This is a genomic window from Stenotrophomonas sp. TWI273, from assembly GCF_039674765.1.
GTDB lineage: Bacteria > Pseudomonadota > Gammaproteobacteria > Xanthomonadales > Xanthomonadaceae > Stenotrophomonas.
Map to the genome: position 1 here is coordinate 336,556 of NZ_JBDJOA010000005.1, position 17,057 is coordinate 353,612.

The following is a 17,057-nucleotide window of genomic DNA, read 5'->3' on the forward strand; positions in this document are numbered from 1 at the left end:
CCCGATGAAAGCCGTCGCCTATACCCAGCATGGCCTGCCGATCAGCGACCCCGCCGCGCTGGTGGACATCACCCTGCCGATCCCCACCCCCGGCCCGCGCGATCTGCGGGTCGAGGTCCGCGCGATCTCGGTGAACCCGGTCGATACCAAGGTCCGCACCGGCGTGGCGGTCACCGAGCCGCGCGTACTGGGCTTCGACGCGGTCGGCATCGTGGATGCGGTGGGCGACGCGGTGACCCTGTTCCAGCCCGGCGACGCGGTCTTCTATGCGGGCGCGATCGGCCGCGCCGGCAGCAACGCCGAGTACCAGCTGGTGGACGAGCGCATCGTCGGCCACAAGCCGGCCAGCCTGGATGACGCCGCCGCCGCGGCACTGCCGCTGACCGCGATCACCGCCTGGGAGCTGCTGTTCGATCGCCTGCGCATCGCGGAAGACGGCGGCGAAGGGCAGACCCTGCTGGTGATCGGTGCCGCCGGTGGCGTCGGCTCGATCCTGGTCCAGTTGGCCCGCCAGCTGACCCGCCTGACCGTGATCGGCACCGCCTCGCGCCCGGATACCCAGGACTGGGTCTACGCGCTGGGCGCGCACCACGTGATCGACCACACCCAGCCGCTGAGCGAAGGCCTGCAGCGCCTGGGCATCGCCGAGGTCAGCCACGTGGCCAGCCTGACCCATACCGACCAGCACTACGACCAGATCGTCACCGTGCTAGCCCCGCAGGGCCAGCTGGCGCTGATCGACGATCCCGGCCAGCTCGATGTGATGGCGCTCAAGCGCAAGAGCCTGTCCCTGCACTGGGAATCGATGTTCACCCGCTCCAGCTTCAACACCCCCGATGTGCAGCGACAGCACGAGCTGCTCGAGCGCGTCGCCGCGCTGATCGACGCGGGCGTGCTGCGCACCACGCTGGGCGAACACTACGGCCGCATCAACGCCGCCAACCTGCGTCAGGCGCACGCCCTGATCGAGAGCCACCGCGCGCGGGGCAAGCTCGTGCTTGAAGGGTTCTGACGCAGCCAATGAGACCGCCGCGGCCTACACTTGGCGCATGCAAACCGAATTCCTCATTCTCGGCGGCCTGGTGTGTGCCGTCCTCGTGCTGCAGCTGCTCGCGCTGCTGCGGCGTTCCGGCAACGGCGGCCTCGAACAGACCCTGCGCGAGGAAGCGCGGGTCGGCCGCAGCGAACTGCGTGAGCAGCTCGAAGGCCTGGGCCGCCAGCAGGATGCCCGGCTGGAGAGTTTCGCGCGCGCGCTGACCGATCTCTCCACCCGCACCGACCAGCGCCTGGACCTGCTGCGCGATGCGCTCGGTGAAGACGCGCGCAAGGCACGCGAGGAAAGCACGCTCAGCCAGCAGCGCACCGGCGACCTGCTGGCACTGCGCATGCAGGAAGTGCGTGCGCAGCTGGAAGCATTCGGGCAACAGCAGCAGGCGCGCATTGAAGCGTTCGGCCAGCAGCTGGTGGACCTGACCACGCGCACCGACAGCCACATGGCCGCGCTGCGCCAGGCCCTGGCCGAAGACGCGCGCCTGGGCCGCGAGGAAACCGGGCAGTCGCAGCAGCGCCTGGGTGAATCGCTGGGCCTGCGCCTGCAGGAAATGACCCAGCGCAACGAGCAGCGTATCGGCGAGATGCGCGCCACGCTCGAGCAGCAGCTCAAGAGCCTGCAGAGCGACAACGCCGAGAAGCTCGACCAGATGCGCGTGACCGTGGACGAGAAGCTGCAGACCACCCTGGAAACCCGCCTGGGTGCTTCGTTCCAGCTGGTCTCCGAGCGGCTGGAGCAGGTCCAGCGCGGGCTTGGCGAGATGCAGCAGCTGGCCACCGGCGTGGGCGACCTCAAGCGCGTGCTGACCAACGTCAAGAACCGCGGCAGCTGGGGCGAAGTGCAGCTGGACAACATCCTCGAGCAGACGCTCACCCAGGAGCAGTACGCGCGCGGCGTCAAAGTGCGCCCGGACAGCAACGAGATCGTCGATATCGCCGTGCGCCTGCCGGGCCGCGGCCATGAAGACACCCCGGTGTGGTTGCCGATCGATTCCAAGTTCCCGCGCGAGGATTACGAGCGCCTGCTCGATGCGCAGGAGCAGGGCGACGTCGAGGGCGTGCGCGTGCAGGGCGCGCAGCTCGAGCGCGCGATCCGCATCCAGGCCAAATCGATCTGCGACAAGTACATCGCCCCGCCACACACCACCGATTTCGCGGTGATGTTCCTGCCCACTGAAAGCCTGTACGCCGAAGTGATCCGCCGCCCCGGCCTGATCGACCTGCTGCAGCGCGACCATCGCGTGGTGGTGGCCGGCCCGACCACCGTGACCGCGCTGCTCAACAGCCTGCAGATGGGCTTCCGCACGCTGGCCATCGAACAGCGCTCCAGTGAAGTGTGGGGCCTGCTCGGTGCGGTCAAGAGCGAGTTCGGCAAGTTCGCCGGCATCCTGGAAAAGGCCGAGAAGCAGATCACCACCGTCGGCCGCAGCCTCGGCGAAGCCAGCCGCAAGACGCGCACCATCGAGCGCCGCCTGCGCAGCGTGGAAACGCTGGGCAGTGAACAGACCCAGGACCTGCTCGGCGACATGAGCGGCGAGGACGAGGACGTGGCCGGCGACGAAGCCAGCCCGCCGCAGGACTAAGCGCCGACGCCCTGCATGCACGCGATCGCGCATGCTGCGGGGCACGTCTTTTCCCTGCTTTCTCCCATCCTTCAAGGAACCGTCCATGCGCCTGCCCCTGATGCTGTCTCTCCTGTTCGCCCTGGCCGGGTGCAGCAGTACCCCACCTGCAGACACCACCGCAGCGACACCGACAACGCCCAGCGCCGCCGAATGCACCGCCGCCGGTGGCAGCCTGCAGCCGCTGGGCCGCCTGCAGCGCGTGCAGTGCGTGGTGCCCTACGCCGATGCCGGCAAGGTCTGCAGCGCCAAGGCCGACTGCAGTGGCCAGTGCCTGGCCACCAGTGATGTCGCGCCGGGAACGGCCGCGCGCGGCGTCTGCCAGCGCGATGTCAGCCAGAACTTCGGCTGCCGCCAGCGCATCGATGGCGGTGTGGCGATGGGCACGATCTGCGTCGATTGACGCCCCCCGGGCACGGCTATGCTGTGCCTCCCCTGATCCAACGCAAGGAATCTGCAGTGAGCCAGACCGTCTACGACATCCCCGTGACCACCATCGAAGGTCAGCCGACCTCGCTGGCCGACTACCGCGGCAAGGTGCTGCTGGTCGTCAACGTCGCCTCCAAGTGTGGCCTGACCCCGCAGTACGAAGGCCTGCAGGCGCTGTACGCCGACAAGCAGGCCGCCGGCCTGGAAGTGCTGGGGTTCCCGGCCAACAACTTCCTGGCCCAGGAGCCGGGCAGCGAAGCGGACATCCAGCAGTTCTGCCAGCTGGAATACAACGTCAGCTTCCCGATGTTCGCCAAGATCAGCGTGGCCGGTGAGGACACCCATCCGCTGTACCAGCAGCTGACCGCCGCGCAGCCGGCCGCCACCGGCGAAGGCCCGATGCGCGAGAAGCTGCAGGGCGCCGTGGCCAAGTATCCGGAGCTGGTGGTCAACGCCGCCCCGGGCGTGCTGTGGAACTTCGAGAAGTTCCTGATCGGCCGCGACGGCCAGGTCATTGCCCGCTTCGCCCCGGACGTGCCGGCCGACGATGCCCGCCTGGTGGCCGCGATCGACGCCGCGCTGGCGGCCTGATCGGCGGACCCGGAAACAAAAAAAAGCCCCGCTTCGGCGGGGCTTTTTCTTTGCTCGCACCACGACCAACGGTCGTGGTCTACCAACTCGGTAGGTACCGACCGTTGGTCGGTACTCCGATCAGTTACCCCAGTTCGGCATCGGCATCGCATCGACCGGAATCGGTGCGTCCGGATCGTCCTTGCCGCGCGCATGCTTGCCACGCAGGTCATTCTCGATCTGGTAGTTGCGGCGCTGCAGCCACGCATCACGGACCAGCGAGTACTCGTCCACGGCGTTGTCGCGCATGTCGTCCACCGCCAGCAGCTGCGACCGCATGTCCACCAGCTGCAGGCCCTGCAGGCCGATGCGGATCTTGTCCTCTTCGATCGTACGGATCGGCGAGAGCGGCATGTCGCCGGCCAGGCCGAACACGTCACGCACGGTACGCGGGCCGAAGAACGGCAGTTCCACGTAGCGCGAACGGCGCCAGCCCCACGTGCCCAGGGTCTGGCCGAAGTCTTCCTTGCGACGCGGCACCATCGCCTTGCTGGCCGGATCGAACAGACCGCCGATACCCAGCGTGGAGTTCATCAGGAAACGGCCCAGGCTGTCCCAGGCGTCGTCCGGACGGCCCTGCAGCAGCTGGTTGGTGATCGTCACCGGCGCGCGCAGGTTGCTGAAGAAGTTGCTCACGCCGGTGCGTGCGAAGCGCGGCACCACGTTGGTGTAAGCCACCGCCAGCGGGCGTGCGACCGCACGGTCGACCACGTTGTTGAAGCTGTGCACCTTGCGGTTGAACGGTTCCCACGGATCGTACGGCGCGCCGGTGGGCTCGGTGCCGTCCGCGGTCGGGGCCGGGCCGCCGTACAGCGCGGCGAAGTCGTCCTCGGCGTTGGTCGGCGCGGTGCCGCCGGTGACCGGTGCGGCCGCCGGATCGGTGCTGGCCTGCGTTGCTTCGGTGGCCGTGTCGGCGCCGGCCTCGGCCGGTACCGCATCGGTGTTGGCCACATCGGCGGCCGGTGCCGCCGCCGGGGCGACCTCGACGCTGACCGGTGCGCTGTCGCGTGCCGGCTTGCCGGCACAGGCGCTCAGGGCCAGCGCCAGCACAAGGAGGGGGAGGGTGCGTATGACGTTCATGTCAGCTCGCCGCAGAAAGGGCATGGAAATCCAGGGTGGGTGCCAGCCGGTAGGCGGCACTGAGGTCGGTGAAACCGTCCGGGCTGCCGACGATCGTCGGCGTTGTCCCGTTTGCACGCAGGCGCGCGGCCAGCTCGGCCAGCAGCGCCAGACCGGCGCTGTCGAGCCGGCTCACTGCCGCCAGATCCACCTGCTGCACGCCGTCCAGCGCGGTCAGCGAGGGCCACAGGGCCGTCACCGCCGCGCGGTCGAGCGGCCCGCTGAACACCAGCGAGCTGCCGTTGCGCTGCACGCTGGCGTTGTTACTTGCCACGCGGGGCCTGCCCGGCCTGCATGCTGCCGTTGCGCAGTTCGGTGGCCACCTGCTGGATCGACTTCTGGCGCAGGGGGGCGTCGAACTGGGTCTTGAAGGTCTGCACGTAGGAGATGCCTTCGATCATCACATCGAAGATCTTCCACTGGCCGTTGACGTTGCGCATCAGGTAGTCGACCGGGGTCGGCTCGTTGCCGGCGCGGATCAGCTCGGTGGACACGCGCACGCCGCGGTTGCCCGGCAGCAGCGACTCGCTCTTCAGGCGGAAGGTCGGCTTGCCCTGGATCTCGAGCAGCGCCGAACCGTAGCGCTGCATCAGGTTGTCGGCCATCGCATCGGCGAACAGCTTGACGTCGGCATCGGACGCGCCGCGGCCGTGCACGCCCAGCACCAGGCGGGCGGCGTAGTCGCGGTCGAAGGTCTTGTTGAGCTCGCTGTTGATGAAGTCACGCAGCACGGCCGGGTTGGCCCGGAACTCGGTGCGGCGCTGCTGCAGCGAGGTCAGGATGCGGGTGCTGGCGTCCATCACGGCCTTGCTGGCCTGGCCCTGCTGGGCGGCAGCGGCCGCCGGGGCCGCCTGGGCGAAGGAGAGCGAGGGCGTGGCGGCGAGCAGGGCCGAGGCCAGCAGCGCCGGGATCAGGGTCTTTTTCATGGTTGCGGTTCCGTTGCAGGCGCGGGCGCGCCGTTGCCATCGTGGGAGTCAGCGCCACCGGTGTTGGCCGGACCGCTGAACATGTACTTGCCGACCAGCTGGAGCAGGTCCACCGCCGGCTGGGTGAAGACGATCTCGTCGCCGGACTTGAGCACGTCCGGATCTCCGCCCGGCTGCAGTCCGATATAGCTCTCGCCGAGCAAACCGCTGGTGAAGATGCCGGCCGAGGTGTCGGCGGGCAGATCCTTGAACTTGCCGTCGAGCTTGAGGGTCACGATCGAGTCGAACTTCTGGGGATCCAGTTCGATGCCCGAGACCTGGCCGATGGTGACGCCGCCGATCTTGACCGGGGCCTGCTTGCGCAGCTGGCCGATCTGGGTGAAGCGCGCCTTGAGTTCGTAGCCGCTGCCACCGGTGCCCCACCGTTGATTGGTGGAGGCCACGGCCAGCACCAGCAGCGAGGCCAGCGCCAGCAGCAGGAACGCGCCGACGGAAAATTCGAGTCTGGGACCGCGGATGGCCATGGGATATCTCACTGTTCTTTGTCAGGTGCCTGGACAGGTGTCCGGGCGGGAAGTCTTTGCGTACCGAAGAAGCGCACCGAAGAAGCGTGCCGACCAACGGTCGGTACCTACTGGAACATCATGGCGGACAGCACGAAGTTGAAGACCAGCACCAGCAGCGAGGCGTTGACCACCGCACGCGTGGTGGCGACCGAGGTGCCTTCGATGGTGGGTTCGGCATGGAAACCGACATAGGAGGCCACCAGGGCCGCCGTGCCGCCGAAGATCGCCGACTTCAGCATCGCCACGCCGAAGTCGTCCCAGAAGTCCACGCTGTTGCTCAGCGCAGACCAGAACACGCCATTGTCCAGGCCGAGCACGTGCACGGCCTCGAAGTAGCTGGCACTGATCGCCAGTGAACAGAAGATGCCGGTCAGCAGCGGAACGGTCAGTACCGCCGCCCAGAAGCGCGGGGCAACGACCTTGGCGACCGGGTCGATCGCCATCAGCTCCAGGGCCTTGATCTGATCGGTGGCCCGCATCAGGCCCAGCTCGGCGGCGATCGAGCTGCCGGCGCGGCCGATGAACAGCAGCGCGGTCAGCACCGGGGCCAGTTCGCGGTACAGCGACAGGCCAAGCAGGGTGGACAAGGCGTCCGCAGCACCGAAGGTGGTCAGCGTGCGGTAACCCTGCAGGGTCAGCACCAGGCCCACGAAGGCACCGCCCACGGCGATGATCGGCAGCGAACGTGCGCCGATCTTGTAGATCTCGCGGGTCAGCTCGGCCAGGAAATCGGCGGTCGGCAGCGAGCCGCGCAGCACCGTCAGCGAGAACAGGCCGGCGCGACCGAGCGAGCGGGTGGCGTCAACGAACGGCATCAGGCAACCCTCGCACGCGGTGCGGCATCAAACGGGATCGGGCCGTCCGGCTCACCATGCAGGAACTGCCGCAGCAGCGGGTCCTGGCTGGATTCGAGCGCGGCCGGGCTGCCCTGGAACACGATGCCGCCGTTGGCGATCGCGATCACCTGGTCGCAGATCGGCAGGGTCTCGTGCACGTGGTGGCTGACGATGATGCTGGTCAGCCCCAGGCTGTGGTTGAGGCGCTGGATCAGGCTCATGATCACGCCCGAGGCGATCGGGTCCAGCCCGGTCAGCGGCTCGTCGTAGATCATCAGCGGCGGGTCCAGTGCCAGCGCGCGGGCCAGGGCCACACGGCGCGCCATGCCGCCGGACAGCTCGCGCGGCCAGGCATCGGCAGCGGCCAGCAGGCCGACCGCGTGCAGCTTCATCTGCACCAGGCGGCGCAACACGGGTTTGGGCAGGCGGGTATGGGTGCGCAGCGGCAGGGCCACGTTCTCGGCCACGGTCAGATCGGTCAGCAGGCCGTTGCCCTGCAGCAGCACGCCCACGCTCTTGCGCATCTCCAACAGCGCGCGTGCGCCGGTCGGGATGGGCTGGCCGAACAGGGTGACCTCGCCGGCAACCGGCCGCAGCTCACCGGTCAGCGCGGCCAGCAGGGTGGACTTGCCACTGCCCGACGGGCCGAGCACGGCGGTGATGCTGCCGCGCGGAACGGTCAGCGAAACGTCGCGCAGGATCGTACGTCCGCCGCGGTCGATGCGGACGTTGGACAACTGCACCAGACTCTCTTCGGAAACCGTCATGGGCGCCATTAACAAAATTCCAACGTTGTAAGATCGTGGTGAACGGCTGAACATAACCGAACTGCACCGTGCAGTATTGTCGCACGGGCAGGTGAGGGCAGCGCCCCGACGGCCACGCCGTGGGCTGCAACACAGCGTGTCGGGCCGGTATCGGCCATGGCCTCTTCCGTGTCCTGACACCCGTCAGCGCTGCGTTCGTGCGCGGGCTGCGGCACACTCCTGCGATGACCGACGCCGCTTCAGACTTCCGCCTGTACCACTCCAACTCGCTCGATGTGCTGGCCGCCCTGCTGGCCACGACGCTGCGCACGCCCGTGCCGGGCCAATCGATCCTGGTGCCGGAGGTGGTCCTGATCCCGCAGGTCGCGATGCGCCGCTGGCTGCAATCGACCCTGGCGGCCGAGTATGGCATTGCCGCCAATCTCGAGTTCCTCACCCCCGGCGAGCTGGTCGCCCGCGCCCTCAACGCCAACGTGCCCGGCGAACATGACGATCTCAATGCCGAGGGCCTGCGCTGGGGACTGTATGCCGCGCTGCGCGCCCCGGTGCTGATGGCGCAGCCGCCGATGGCGGCCCTGCAGGCCTACCTGTCCGCGGCCGATCCGCTCAAGCCGTGGGCGCTGGCCGCCGAGCTGGCGGCGGTGTTCGAGAAGTACCAGGCCTGGCGTCGCGATTGGCTGCTGCGGTGGGAGGCCGGCGCGGCACCGAACGACCCGCAGGCGATCCTGTGGCGGCATATCGCCAGCGGCAAGCAGTACCGTGCGCGCCGCATCGATGCCTATCTCGCCCGTTTCGAGGGCGCCGGCCAGCCGCTTCCGCAGGGCCTGCCGGCGCGGGTGTTCGCCTTCGCCACGCTCAACATCTCCCCGGACGTGCTGCGGGTGATGGCCACCCAGGCGCGGGTCGGCACGATGCACTTCTATCTGCCCACGCCGACCCAGGCCTACTGGGGCGATCTGCAGACGCTGGGCGAGAAGCTGCGCAGTGGCGCGCCCGATCCGTTCGGCGAGGCGGCCGGCGAGAACCGCCTGCTGCAGGCCTGGGGCGCGGCGGGCCGCGACTTCATGGCGGTGCTGGGCAGCTACGAGGTCGTGCACCCCTCCGGTGAGATCGCCGCCTACGACGATCCCGAAGAGGACGCGCGCCCGGACATGGACGCCGGTGGCCTGTCCGACAGCCTGCTGCATCGCCTGCAGCGCGACCTGTTCCACCGCCGCGGGCAGCCAGCCGGCCCTCTGCGCGAGGCACTGCGCTACGACGACCCGAGCCTGCAGGTGCATGCCTGCCATACCCGCCTGCGCGAGCTGCAGGTGCTGCACGACCAGCTGCGCGGCCTGCTCCAGGACCCGCGCTTCGATCCGCCGCTGCAGGCGCGCGACATCGCGGTGCTGGCGCCGGACATCGATCCCTACGTGCCCTACCTGGAAGCGGTGTTCGGCGGGCGCGGCGGCGGCGATGACCACATTCCCTATGCGCTGGCCGACACCAGCCCGCTGGCGGGTGAACCCCTGGCCGATGTGTTCGTGCACCTGCTCGGGTTGCCGGTCTCGCGCTTCGGTTTGAACGAAGTGCTGGATCTGCTCGCCAGCGCGCCGCTGGCCGAAGCGGCCGGTCTGGATGCGGCGGCGTTCGACCGCCTGCACGATTGGCTGCAGGCCGCCGGCGCACGCTGGGGGCTGGATGCGACCCATCGCGGCCAGCACCAGGCCCCGGTCGATGATGCCTTCACCTGGCAGTTCGCACTCGATCGCCTGCTGCTCGGCCATGCCAGCGGCAGCGACGGCGACATCGCCGGGGTCGCGCCGTGGCCGGAGCTGGAAGGCAGCGCGCTGGATGCGCTGGACCGCCTGCTCGGCCTGCTGCGGGTGCTGGCGCGCTACCAGAAGGCGTTGGGAGAGGCGATGTCGCCTGGCCAGTGGCGGCAGCGTCTGCTGGGGCTGCTCGATGCGCTGCTGCCGGCGCCGCCGCAGGCCGCCAACAGCCAGCGCGCGCTGGAGCGGCTGCGCAAACTGATCAACGAGTTCGCCCGTGACGCCGACATCGCCGGCTTCGAGGGCGACGTGCCGCCGGAGGTGCTGCGCGCGCATTTCGCCGGCGTGCTTGCCCAGGCCGATACACGTGCGCCGCTGCTGACCGGCGGCGTCAGCTTCGGGCGGATGGTGCCGATGCGCCTGCTGCCGTTCCGGGTGATCTGCGTGCTGGGCCTGAACGATGGCGATTTCCCGCGCCGCGATCCGGCTGCCGGGCTCAACCAGCTCACCGCCGAACTGGGCACCGACAAGCGCCGGCATGGCGACCGTTCGCTGCGCGAGGACGACCGCTTCCTGTTCCTGCAGCTGTTCGCCTCGGCGCAGGACGTGTTCTACCTGAGCTACCTGGGCGCCGATCCGCGCGATGGCAGCGTGCGCGAACCCTCGGTGCTGGTCAGCGAGCTGATCGATGCCGCTGCCGAGTACCACCTGGATCCGCCCGCGGCGGCCAAGCGGATGACGGTGCGGCACTCGCTGCAGCCGTTCGCCCCGGCGGCATTCGGTGGCGGTGAGGAACCGCGACGTTTCAGCTACCGCCAGCAATGGCACCCGGCTGCCGGCTCGCTTGGCGGCGCACGGCGCGCGCTGGCACCCTGGTTCGCACGGCCCCTGCCGCCGATGGACAGCGTTGCGGGCGAGGCCGAACTTAGCGTGGATGCGCTGCGTCGCTTCCTCACCGATCCGGCCAGCCAGTTCCTCTCGCAACGGCTCGGCCTGCGCCTGCCCGACGAGGTGGACAACGCCGAGGATGTGGAGCCGCTGGTGATGGCGGCGCGCGGTGGCGATACCGTACTGCTGCAGCAGGCGGTGATCGAGGCCACCCTCGACGAGGAGGCCGCGCCGCTCTACCCCCGGCTGCGCGCGCGTGCGCTGCTGCCCTCCGGTGCACTGGGCGAGCGTCAGTTCGCGCTGCTGCAGGCGCAGACCGAACCCTACGCACAGGCGCTGGCGCAGTGGCAGGCCGGTACCGCTGCCGGCAGCCGCCGCTACGACGTGAATATCGACGGGGTGCGCCTGCATGGCCGGGTCGAGGGCCTGCACCCGCATGGCCTGGTGCGCCTGCGCCCGGGCCCGCTCAATGGCCGCGCCGCGATCCGCCAGGGCCTGGACTGGCTGCTCGCCAACGCCGCCGGTGACCCACAGCCACTGGTCCAGTTCCACGACGCGGGCGATGACGGGCTCGGCCCGCACACGCTGCCGCCGCTGGAGGTCGAACGCGCGCACGAGGTGCTGCGACGCCTGCTGCAGCTGCGCAGCGAAGGGCTGCGCGCGCCGCTGTTGTACGGCCCGTCCACCGGCTGGGTGCTGTACACCGCCGCCGAGGCCAAGCGCGAAGCCGAGGGCCGCGCCAAGTGGCATGGCAGCGACCGCACCTGGGGCGAATCCACCGGCGCCGGCTACCCGCTCGCGCTGCGTGGCCATGATCCGTTCGCCAGCGCGGACAGCTACCGACAATTGCTGCACAACAGCTTCGTGGTGTTCACCGCGGTGCGCGAGGGCCGGGTGTTCCCGGGCTTTGACGAGAAAGGAGCCCTGCGATGATCGACCACGACCTGCTCACCGATCCCTATCTGGCGCTGCCGCTGGAGGGCGTGCGCCTGATCGAGGCCAGCGCCGGTACCGGCAAGACCTTCACCCTGGCCACGCTGTTCACCCGGCTGGTGGTGGAGAAGGGCTGGCGCATCGGCCAGATCCTGGCGGTCACCTTCACCGATGCCGCGACGCAGGAACTGCGCAAGCGCATCCGCGAGCGCCTTGCATTGGCCGCACAGCTGGTCGAGCGCGCGCCGAGCGAACAGGACAGCCCGGAGGTCGTCCTGACCCGGGTGATCCTGCACCGCCAGCTCGCCCTCGGTGAAGAAACGCCGGCCGCGCTGGCGCGTCGGCTGCAGACCGCGGCCGACGAAATCGACCTCGCCTCGATCTTCACCATCCATGGCTTCTGCACCCGCGTGCTGCGTGAGCATGCCCTGGAGAGCGGACATACCTTCGATCCGCCGACCCTGCTGCCGAGCGAACGCGCGCTGCACGAGGAACTCGCCGCCGACCTGTGGCGGGTGCATGCCAACGACCCGGCCACGGTCGATGCGCTGACCTGGCTGTGGTCCTCGCCCGAGGCGCTGGCCGGCGATCTCGCCACGCTGATCAAGCCGTTGCCGCTGTTGCCGGCGCGACCCACCCACAGCTTCGACGACCCCGCGCCGCAGCTGCGGCTCGCCGCGGCCGCGCTGGCCGAGGCGATCGAGACCCACGCCGAACACGCGCAGGCGCAGATCGCCACCGCCTTCGACCGCAAGGTCTTCGACGGCCGTCGTGCCAAACGGCCGAGTTTCGACAAGGCCTTCGGCGAGCTGTTTGCCGGCCGCAGCGCGCAGCACTGGCCGCGCGGCGACAAGAGTCACCTGGGCAAGCTGCTGCCGGTGCAGCTGCTGGCCTTCTGCAAGGACGGCATGGACGGCCAGTGCCCGGCGTCGCCGCTGTTCGATGCGTTGCAGGCCTGGTGGCATGCCGCCGATGCGCGCGAGCAGTGGCTGCGCCAGCAGGCCACCGCCTTCCTGCATGACCTGCGCGACGAAGCGCGTGCGCGCCTGGCCGAGCTGAAGCGGATCGGCCGCGTGCAGACCTACGATGACCTGATCGACGGTGTCGCCGATGCACTCGACGGCCCGCATCGCGCCACCCTGGTGCAGCAGCTGCGCGCGCAATACGCGATCGCGCTGGTGGACGAGTTCCAGGATACCGACGACCGCCAATGGGGCATCTTCCAACGCGTGTTCGGCGATTCGCAGGAGACCCGCGAGGCCGGCCTGGCACCGGCGCTGTTCCTGATCGGCGATCCGAAGCAGGCGATCTACGGTTTCCGCGGCGGCGATATCCACACCTACCTCAAGGCCAAGCGCCAGGCCGATGCAGCGCCTGCGCTGGACCGCAACTTCCGCTCGCGTCCGGCGGTGCTGCACGCGATCGAAGCGCTGTACGCCAATGCCGGCGAACGTGCCTTCCTCGAAGCCGACATCGCCTTCGAGCCGGTGCACCCCGGCAGCACCCGCGTGGATGCGGATTTCCTGCGCGACGGGATTCCCGCACCCGGCCTGACCGTGCGCGTGCTGCACAACACCGAGGCGGGCGATCTCAAGGCCGATCCCTCGCGCCAGCAGGCCAGCGACGCCTGTGTCGCCGCGATCCACCAGATCCTCGGCGAGGCCCGGCAAGGGCGCGCGCTGCTGCGCGACGTGCCGGTGCAACCCGGCGACATCGCGGTCCTGGTGCGCTCGCACAAGGAGGCCACGCGCATCCAGCAGGCGCTCGGTGCGGTGGGCATTCCCGCCGTCGCCGCGGGCAAGCAGAGCCTGTACGCCACGCCCGAGGCATACGACCTGCGCCTGCTGTTGCTGGCCCTGCTGCAGCCGGCCGATGAAGGGCGCCTGCGCGCCGCGCTGTCGACCGTGCTGCTCGGCGAAGATGCCGAGGCGATCGATGCGCTGGAACGCGAAGGCGATGCGCAGCGCTCGTTCCAGGTGCGGCTGCTGGAATGGCGCGAGCGCTGGCAGCGCGGCGGCCCGTTCGCGGTGATCGCCGATCTCTGCGCCGAACATGCCGAGCGCCTGCTCGGCCTGCTGGATGGCGAGCGCCGCCTGACCAACTACCTGCAGCTGGGCGAACTGCTGCAGCAGGCGGCCGGGCAGACGCTGGGCATGCATGGCCTGCTCGACTGGCTGCAGGTGCAGATGGCGCATGCCGACCAGAACGACGAGCAGCAGCTGCTGCGCCTGGAATCGGATGCGCGCCGCGTGCAGATCATCACCCTGCACAAGAGCAAGGGCCTGGAGTATCCGCTGGTGTTCCTGCCGTTCGTGGGCATCGGTGGTGGCGCGCCGAACACCGAGGCCAACTGCACGGTATACGCCAACGGCCGCCGCGAGCTGCACTGGAAGCTGGACAAGGACGACAGCTGGAGCGCGGCCAGCACGCGCAGCGCGCAGGAGCAGGAGGCCGAAGACGCGCGCCTGCTCTACGTCGGGTTGACCCGCGCCGAGCACGCGCTGTGGATCGCCGCCGGCGATCTCGCCGGCCTGGCGAAGACCCGCCTGGCACCGATGCTGTCGAACATCGCCGCCCTGCGTGACCACCCGGACATCGCCGTGATCGAAGGCCCGGTGGAGACCCGGCCGGCACAGCTCGCCTTCGAACGCGAGGGCGAACTGCCGCCGGTGCGCGCGCTGACCCGCCGTGTGCCGCACGACTGGTGGGTATACAGCTTCACCCAGCTGGCACATGCCGATGCGGGCCACGATACCGATGCCGCCGCGACCGAAGTGCCGGCCCCCGCGGCCGATGAACCGGCCGGCGTGGACCTCTCCCTGGACGCCGAGCAACCGGCCGTGGCCAGCGACGAGATCGACCCGCGTTTCATGGGCAGCCGCTTCGGCAACGTGCTGCACGATGCGCTGGAGAACACCGATTTCGCGCTGTGGGGCGGATGGCAGGCCGGGCAGCCGGCACCCGGCGAGGAGGCCGAGGTCCTGCGTGCTTCGCTGCGCGTGGAAGGCTATGCCGAGCAAGACCTGGACGATGGCGTGGCCATGTTGACCGCGCTGGTCGGCCAGACCCTGACCGTGCCCTTGCCGGAAGGTGGCGCACTGCACGACCTGCCGGCCGATGCACGGCGCGCCGAGATCGAGTTCCACTTCGCGATGCAACCGACCGCCGTTCCCGCCCTGCTGGCCCTGCTGCACGCGCACGGACTGGTCCGTGACCGGCATGGCTTCGGCACCCGCCGGCGGCTGGAGGGCCTGATGACCGGCAAGATCGATCTCACCTACGTGCGTGCGGACCGCTGGTACGTGCTCGATTACAAATCCAACCGCCTGCCCGGCTACGACGCGGCCCGGCTGACGAGCGCCATGCAGCACAGCGAGTACGACCTGCAGGCACTGATCTACACCGTGGCGCTGCACCGCTGGCTGCGCTTCCGGCTGGGCGCGCAGTACGACTACACGCGCGACATGGGTGGCATCCGCTACCTGTTCTGCCGCGGCCTGGATGCGGGCCGCGACGACAGCCCTGGCTTGTACGCGCATCGCTTCGATCCGGCCCTGGTGGATGCACTGGATGCGTTGTTCGCCGGTGGCGAACACGCCCAGGCCCGCATGGCGGCCCGCGCACGGGGGGACGCATGAGCCTGCTCACCACGCTGTACCGCGGCAACGCGCTGCGCACACTCGATCACGCGCTGGCGCAGAGCCTGCGCCGGCTGCGCCCGGACACGCCCGAAGCGGTGCTGCTCGGTGCTGCACTGGCGTCGCTGGCGGTCTCGGAAGGCCATGCGGGTCTGGACCCGAGCCAGCCGCAGCGGCTGATCGACGCCGAGATCGAGTGGCCCGCGCCCGGGGGTTGGCTGGCGCAGCTGCGCACCTCGCCGTGGGTGGAGGTGCCGGGCGCAGATGACGTGGTCGCCGGGGATGCACCGCTGGTGCTGGAGAACGGGCTGCTCTATCTGCGCCGCTACCGCGAATACGAGCGCCGCCTTGCGCAGGGCCTGCAACGCATCGCCACGCATCCGCTGGCGCAGGCCGATCCCGGTACCTTGGCCACCCTGTTTGGCCAGCTGTTCCCGCAGGCGCGCGAGGGCATCGATCACCAGGCGCGTGCCGCGGCGGTCGCGCTGCGCCATCCGCTGGTGCTGGTGACCGGTGGTCCCGGTACGGGCAAGACCACCACCATCGCACGCCTGTTGGTGCTGCTGGCGGCCCAGGCGGTCCAGGCGGACCAGGCATTGCCACGGGTCGCGCTGGCCGCGCCCACCGGCCGCGCCGCCGAACGCATGGCCGAGAGCCTGCGCCTGGCCGTGCAGCGGCTGCGGCTGGTCGGCATCGCGCCGGCCCTGTGCGATGCGATGCCGAGCACCGGCACCACCCTGCATCGCCTGCTCGGGGTGATCCCGGATTCGCCGCGTTTCCGCCATCACGCCGACAACCCGCTGCCGTATGACGTGGTGGTGGTGGACGAGGCCTCGATGATCGATCTGCCGTTGATGACCAAGCTGGTCGAGGCGGTCGCCGATGGCAGCCGGCTGGTGCTGCTCGGCGATCCGGACCAGCTGCCCTCGGTGGAAGCCGGTGATGTGCTCAGCGCGATCCTGCGCGCCAGTGGCGATGGCCTGGGCGCCCAGGCCGATGATGCGCAGGCATTGCGCGCGCTGCTGGCGCCCGACGCGCTGCAACCGCTGGCACCGCCACGCCGGTTCGCGGGCCGGCGCGTGCAGCTGCAGCGCGGCTACCGGCAGACCGACGCGCTCGACCTGGCGCCGTTGGCGCATGCCGTGCGCGAGGGCAACAGTGGCACCGCACTGGCGCTGCTGCGCGTGGGCACGCTGGCCGGTGTGCACTTCCACGAGGACCAGAGCGACCCGCTGCAGCATCATCGCGAGCACCTGCTCGGGCATTGGCGTGGCCTCGGCGAAGCCGTCGATCCCGGCGTCGCGCTGGCCAATGCCGGACGCATCCGCCTGCTCACCGCCGTGCGCGAAGGTCCGCAGGGTGCGCGCGGGCTCAACGCGCGCATCGAAGCCCTGCTGGCCGGTGTGCCGCGGCCGGGCATGGCGCCGGGCTATTTCCACGGTCGGCTGCTGCTGATCACCGAGAACAGCTACCGGCACCGCCTGTTCAACGGCGACATCGGCATCTGCCTGATCGATCGCCACGGCAGCGTCACGGCGTGGTTCCCCGGTGAGACGCCGGACCAGCCGCGCGGCTTCCATCCGGGTGCGTTGCCCGCACATGAGAGTGCGTTCGCCATGACCGTGCACAAGGCACAGGGCTCGGAGTTCGATGAGGTCTGGCTGCAGTTGCCACGGCGCGACAACCGCGTGCTCTCGCGTGAGCTGATCTACACGGGTATGACCCGCGCGCGGCAGTCGCTGCACGTGCTCGGCAGTGCGGACGTGTTGGAGGCCGCGTTGGCGCGGCATGCCAGCCGTTTGTCGGGCCTGGCGGCGCGCCTGCAGGGCGGCCAGGGGGACGCAGTGGCCGACGCCGTGGTGACGGCGCCGGCCCAGGGGAAGTTGTTCTAGCCCCGTCGCC

13 protein-coding genes are annotated in these 17,057 nt (G+C 69.7%); 7 read left to right on the plus strand and 6 right to left on the minus strand.

Going from position 1 to position 17,057, the window contains the following annotated elements:
- Nucleotides 1-4 precede the first annotated feature (4 nt).
- From ABE571_RS09710 to ABE571_RS09725, 4 genes are all read left to right on the plus strand, one after another.
- A complete protein-coding gene (locus tag ABE571_RS09710) occupies nucleotides 5-1,012 on the plus strand; it encodes a zinc-binding alcohol dehydrogenase family protein (protein ID WP_346493623.1) in 1,008 nt (335 codons plus the stop codon).
- A gap of 37 nt (nucleotides 1,013-1,049) precedes the next feature.
- Nucleotides 1,050-2,633, plus strand: coding sequence for a DNA recombination protein RmuC (gene rmuC / locus ABE571_RS09715; RefSeq protein ID WP_313211286.1), 1,584 nt, complete (start codon nucleotides 1,050-1,052; stop codon nucleotides 2,631-2,633).
- An 85-nt stretch (nucleotides 2,634-2,718) separates the two neighbouring features.
- Nucleotides 2,719-3,075, plus strand: a complete 357-nt coding sequence (locus ABE571_RS09720) for a hypothetical protein (RefSeq protein WP_313211287.1) — start codon at nucleotides 2,719-2,721, stop codon at nucleotides 3,073-3,075.
- 56 nt (nucleotides 3,076-3,131) lie between these two features.
- On the plus strand, nucleotides 3,132-3,692 hold the full coding sequence (locus ABE571_RS09725) for a glutathione peroxidase (protein ID WP_088435249.1): 561 nt from the start codon (nucleotides 3,132-3,134) through the stop codon (nucleotides 3,690-3,692).
- 120 nt (nucleotides 3,693-3,812) lie between these two features.
- Here ABE571_RS09725 and ABE571_RS09730 read toward each other — a convergent pair whose 3' ends face one another.
- The 6 genes from ABE571_RS09730 to ABE571_RS09755 all read right to left on the minus strand — a co-directional run bounded on the left by ABE571_RS09730 (nucleotide 3,813) and on the right by ABE571_RS09755 (nucleotide 7,945).
- Nucleotides 3,813-4,811 (minus strand): VacJ family lipoprotein, encoded by a 999-nt coding sequence (locus ABE571_RS09730; protein WP_313211288.1) that lies wholly within the window; start codon nucleotides 4,809-4,811, stop codon nucleotides 3,813-3,815.
- Between the two features lies 1 nt (nucleotide 4,812).
- Complete coding sequence (locus ABE571_RS09735) at nucleotides 4,813-5,124, minus strand: STAS domain-containing protein (RefSeq protein ID WP_313211289.1); 312 nt, start codon at nucleotides 5,122-5,124, stop codon at nucleotides 4,813-4,815.
- Entirely contained in the window at nucleotides 5,114-5,776 is a 663-nt protein-coding gene (locus ABE571_RS09740; RefSeq protein ID WP_346493624.1) for an ABC transporter substrate-binding protein, read from the minus strand. Before ABE571_RS09740 ends, ABE571_RS09735 begins: the two co-directional genes overlap by 11 nt.
- Nucleotides 5,773-6,300, minus strand: coding sequence for an outer membrane lipid asymmetry maintenance protein MlaD (gene mlaD / locus ABE571_RS09745; RefSeq protein WP_019183994.1), 528 nt, complete (start codon nucleotides 6,298-6,300; stop codon nucleotides 5,773-5,775). The genes ABE571_RS09740 and mlaD overlap by 4 nt, the downstream gene beginning before the upstream one ends.
- A gap of 107 nt (nucleotides 6,301-6,407) precedes the next feature.
- Nucleotides 6,408-7,157: an MlaE family lipid ABC transporter permease subunit gene (locus ABE571_RS09750; RefSeq protein ID WP_019183993.1), complete on the minus strand. Its 750-nt coding sequence runs from the start codon at nucleotides 7,155-7,157 to the stop codon at nucleotides 6,408-6,410.
- On the minus strand, nucleotides 7,157-7,945 hold the full coding sequence (locus ABE571_RS09755; protein ID WP_019183992.1) for an ATP-binding cassette domain-containing protein: 789 nt from the start codon (nucleotides 7,943-7,945) through the stop codon (nucleotides 7,157-7,159). The genes ABE571_RS09750 and ABE571_RS09755 overlap by 1 nt, the downstream gene beginning before the upstream one ends.
- 224 nt (nucleotides 7,946-8,169) lie before the next feature.
- On the opposite strand from ABE571_RS09755, the gene recC reads away from it, so the two are divergent.
- The 3 genes from recC to recD are packed head-to-tail and all read left to right on the plus strand — an operon-like array spanning nucleotide 8,170 to nucleotide 17,047.
- Nucleotides 8,170-11,517: an exodeoxyribonuclease V subunit gamma gene (gene recC / locus ABE571_RS09760; RefSeq protein ID WP_346493625.1), complete on the plus strand. Its 3,348-nt coding sequence runs from the start codon at nucleotides 8,170-8,172 to the stop codon at nucleotides 11,515-11,517.
- Nucleotides 11,514-15,155: an exodeoxyribonuclease V subunit beta gene (gene recB, locus ABE571_RS09765; protein WP_346493626.1), complete on the plus strand. Its 3,642-nt coding sequence runs from the start codon at nucleotides 11,514-11,516 to the stop codon at nucleotides 15,153-15,155. Before recC ends, recB begins: the two co-directional genes overlap by 4 nt.
- Nucleotides 15,152-17,047 (plus strand): exodeoxyribonuclease V subunit alpha, encoded by a 1,896-nt coding sequence (gene recD / locus ABE571_RS09770; RefSeq protein WP_346493627.1) that lies wholly within the window; start codon nucleotides 15,152-15,154, stop codon nucleotides 17,045-17,047. Before recB ends, recD begins: the two co-directional genes overlap by 4 nt.
- Nucleotides 17,048-17,057 lie beyond the last annotated feature (10 nt).

Coding starts and splice junctions, on each gene's coding strand:
- ABE571_RS09710 (WP_346493623.1), top strand. CDS start 5: ATGAAAGCCGTCGCCTATACCCAGCATGGCCTGCCGATCAGCGACCCC.
- rmuC (WP_313211286.1), top strand. CDS start 1,050: ATGCAAACCGAATTCCTCATTCTCGGCGGCCTGGTGTGTGCCGTCCTC.
- ABE571_RS09720 (WP_313211287.1), top strand. CDS start 2,719: ATGCGCCTGCCCCTGATGCTGTCTCTCCTGTTCGCCCTGGCCGGGTGC.
- ABE571_RS09730 (WP_313211288.1), bottom strand. CDS start 4,811: ATGAACGTCATACGCACCCTCCCCCTCCTTGTGCTGGCGCTGGCCCTG.
- ABE571_RS09740 (WP_346493624.1), bottom strand. CDS start 5,776: ATGAAAAAGACCCTGATCCCGGCGCTGCTGGCCTCGGCCCTGCTCGCC.
- mlaD (WP_019183994.1), bottom strand. CDS start 6,300: ATGGCCATCCGCGGTCCCAGACTCGAATTTTCCGTCGGCGCGTTCCTG.
- ABE571_RS09750 (WP_019183993.1), bottom strand. CDS start 7,157: ATGCCGTTCGTTGACGCCACCCGCTCGCTCGGTCGCGCCGGCCTGTTC.
- ABE571_RS09755 (WP_019183992.1), bottom strand. CDS start 7,945: ATGACGGTTTCCGAAGAGAGTCTGGTGCAGTTGTCCAACGTCCGCATC.
- recC (WP_346493625.1), top strand. CDS start 8,170: ATGACCGACGCCGCTTCAGACTTCCGCCTGTACCACTCCAACTCGCTC.
- recB (WP_346493626.1), top strand. CDS start 11,514: ATGATCGACCACGACCTGCTCACCGATCCCTATCTGGCGCTGCCGCTG.
- recD (WP_346493627.1), top strand. CDS start 15,152: ATGAGCCTGCTCACCACGCTGTACCGCGGCAACGCGCTGCGCACACTC.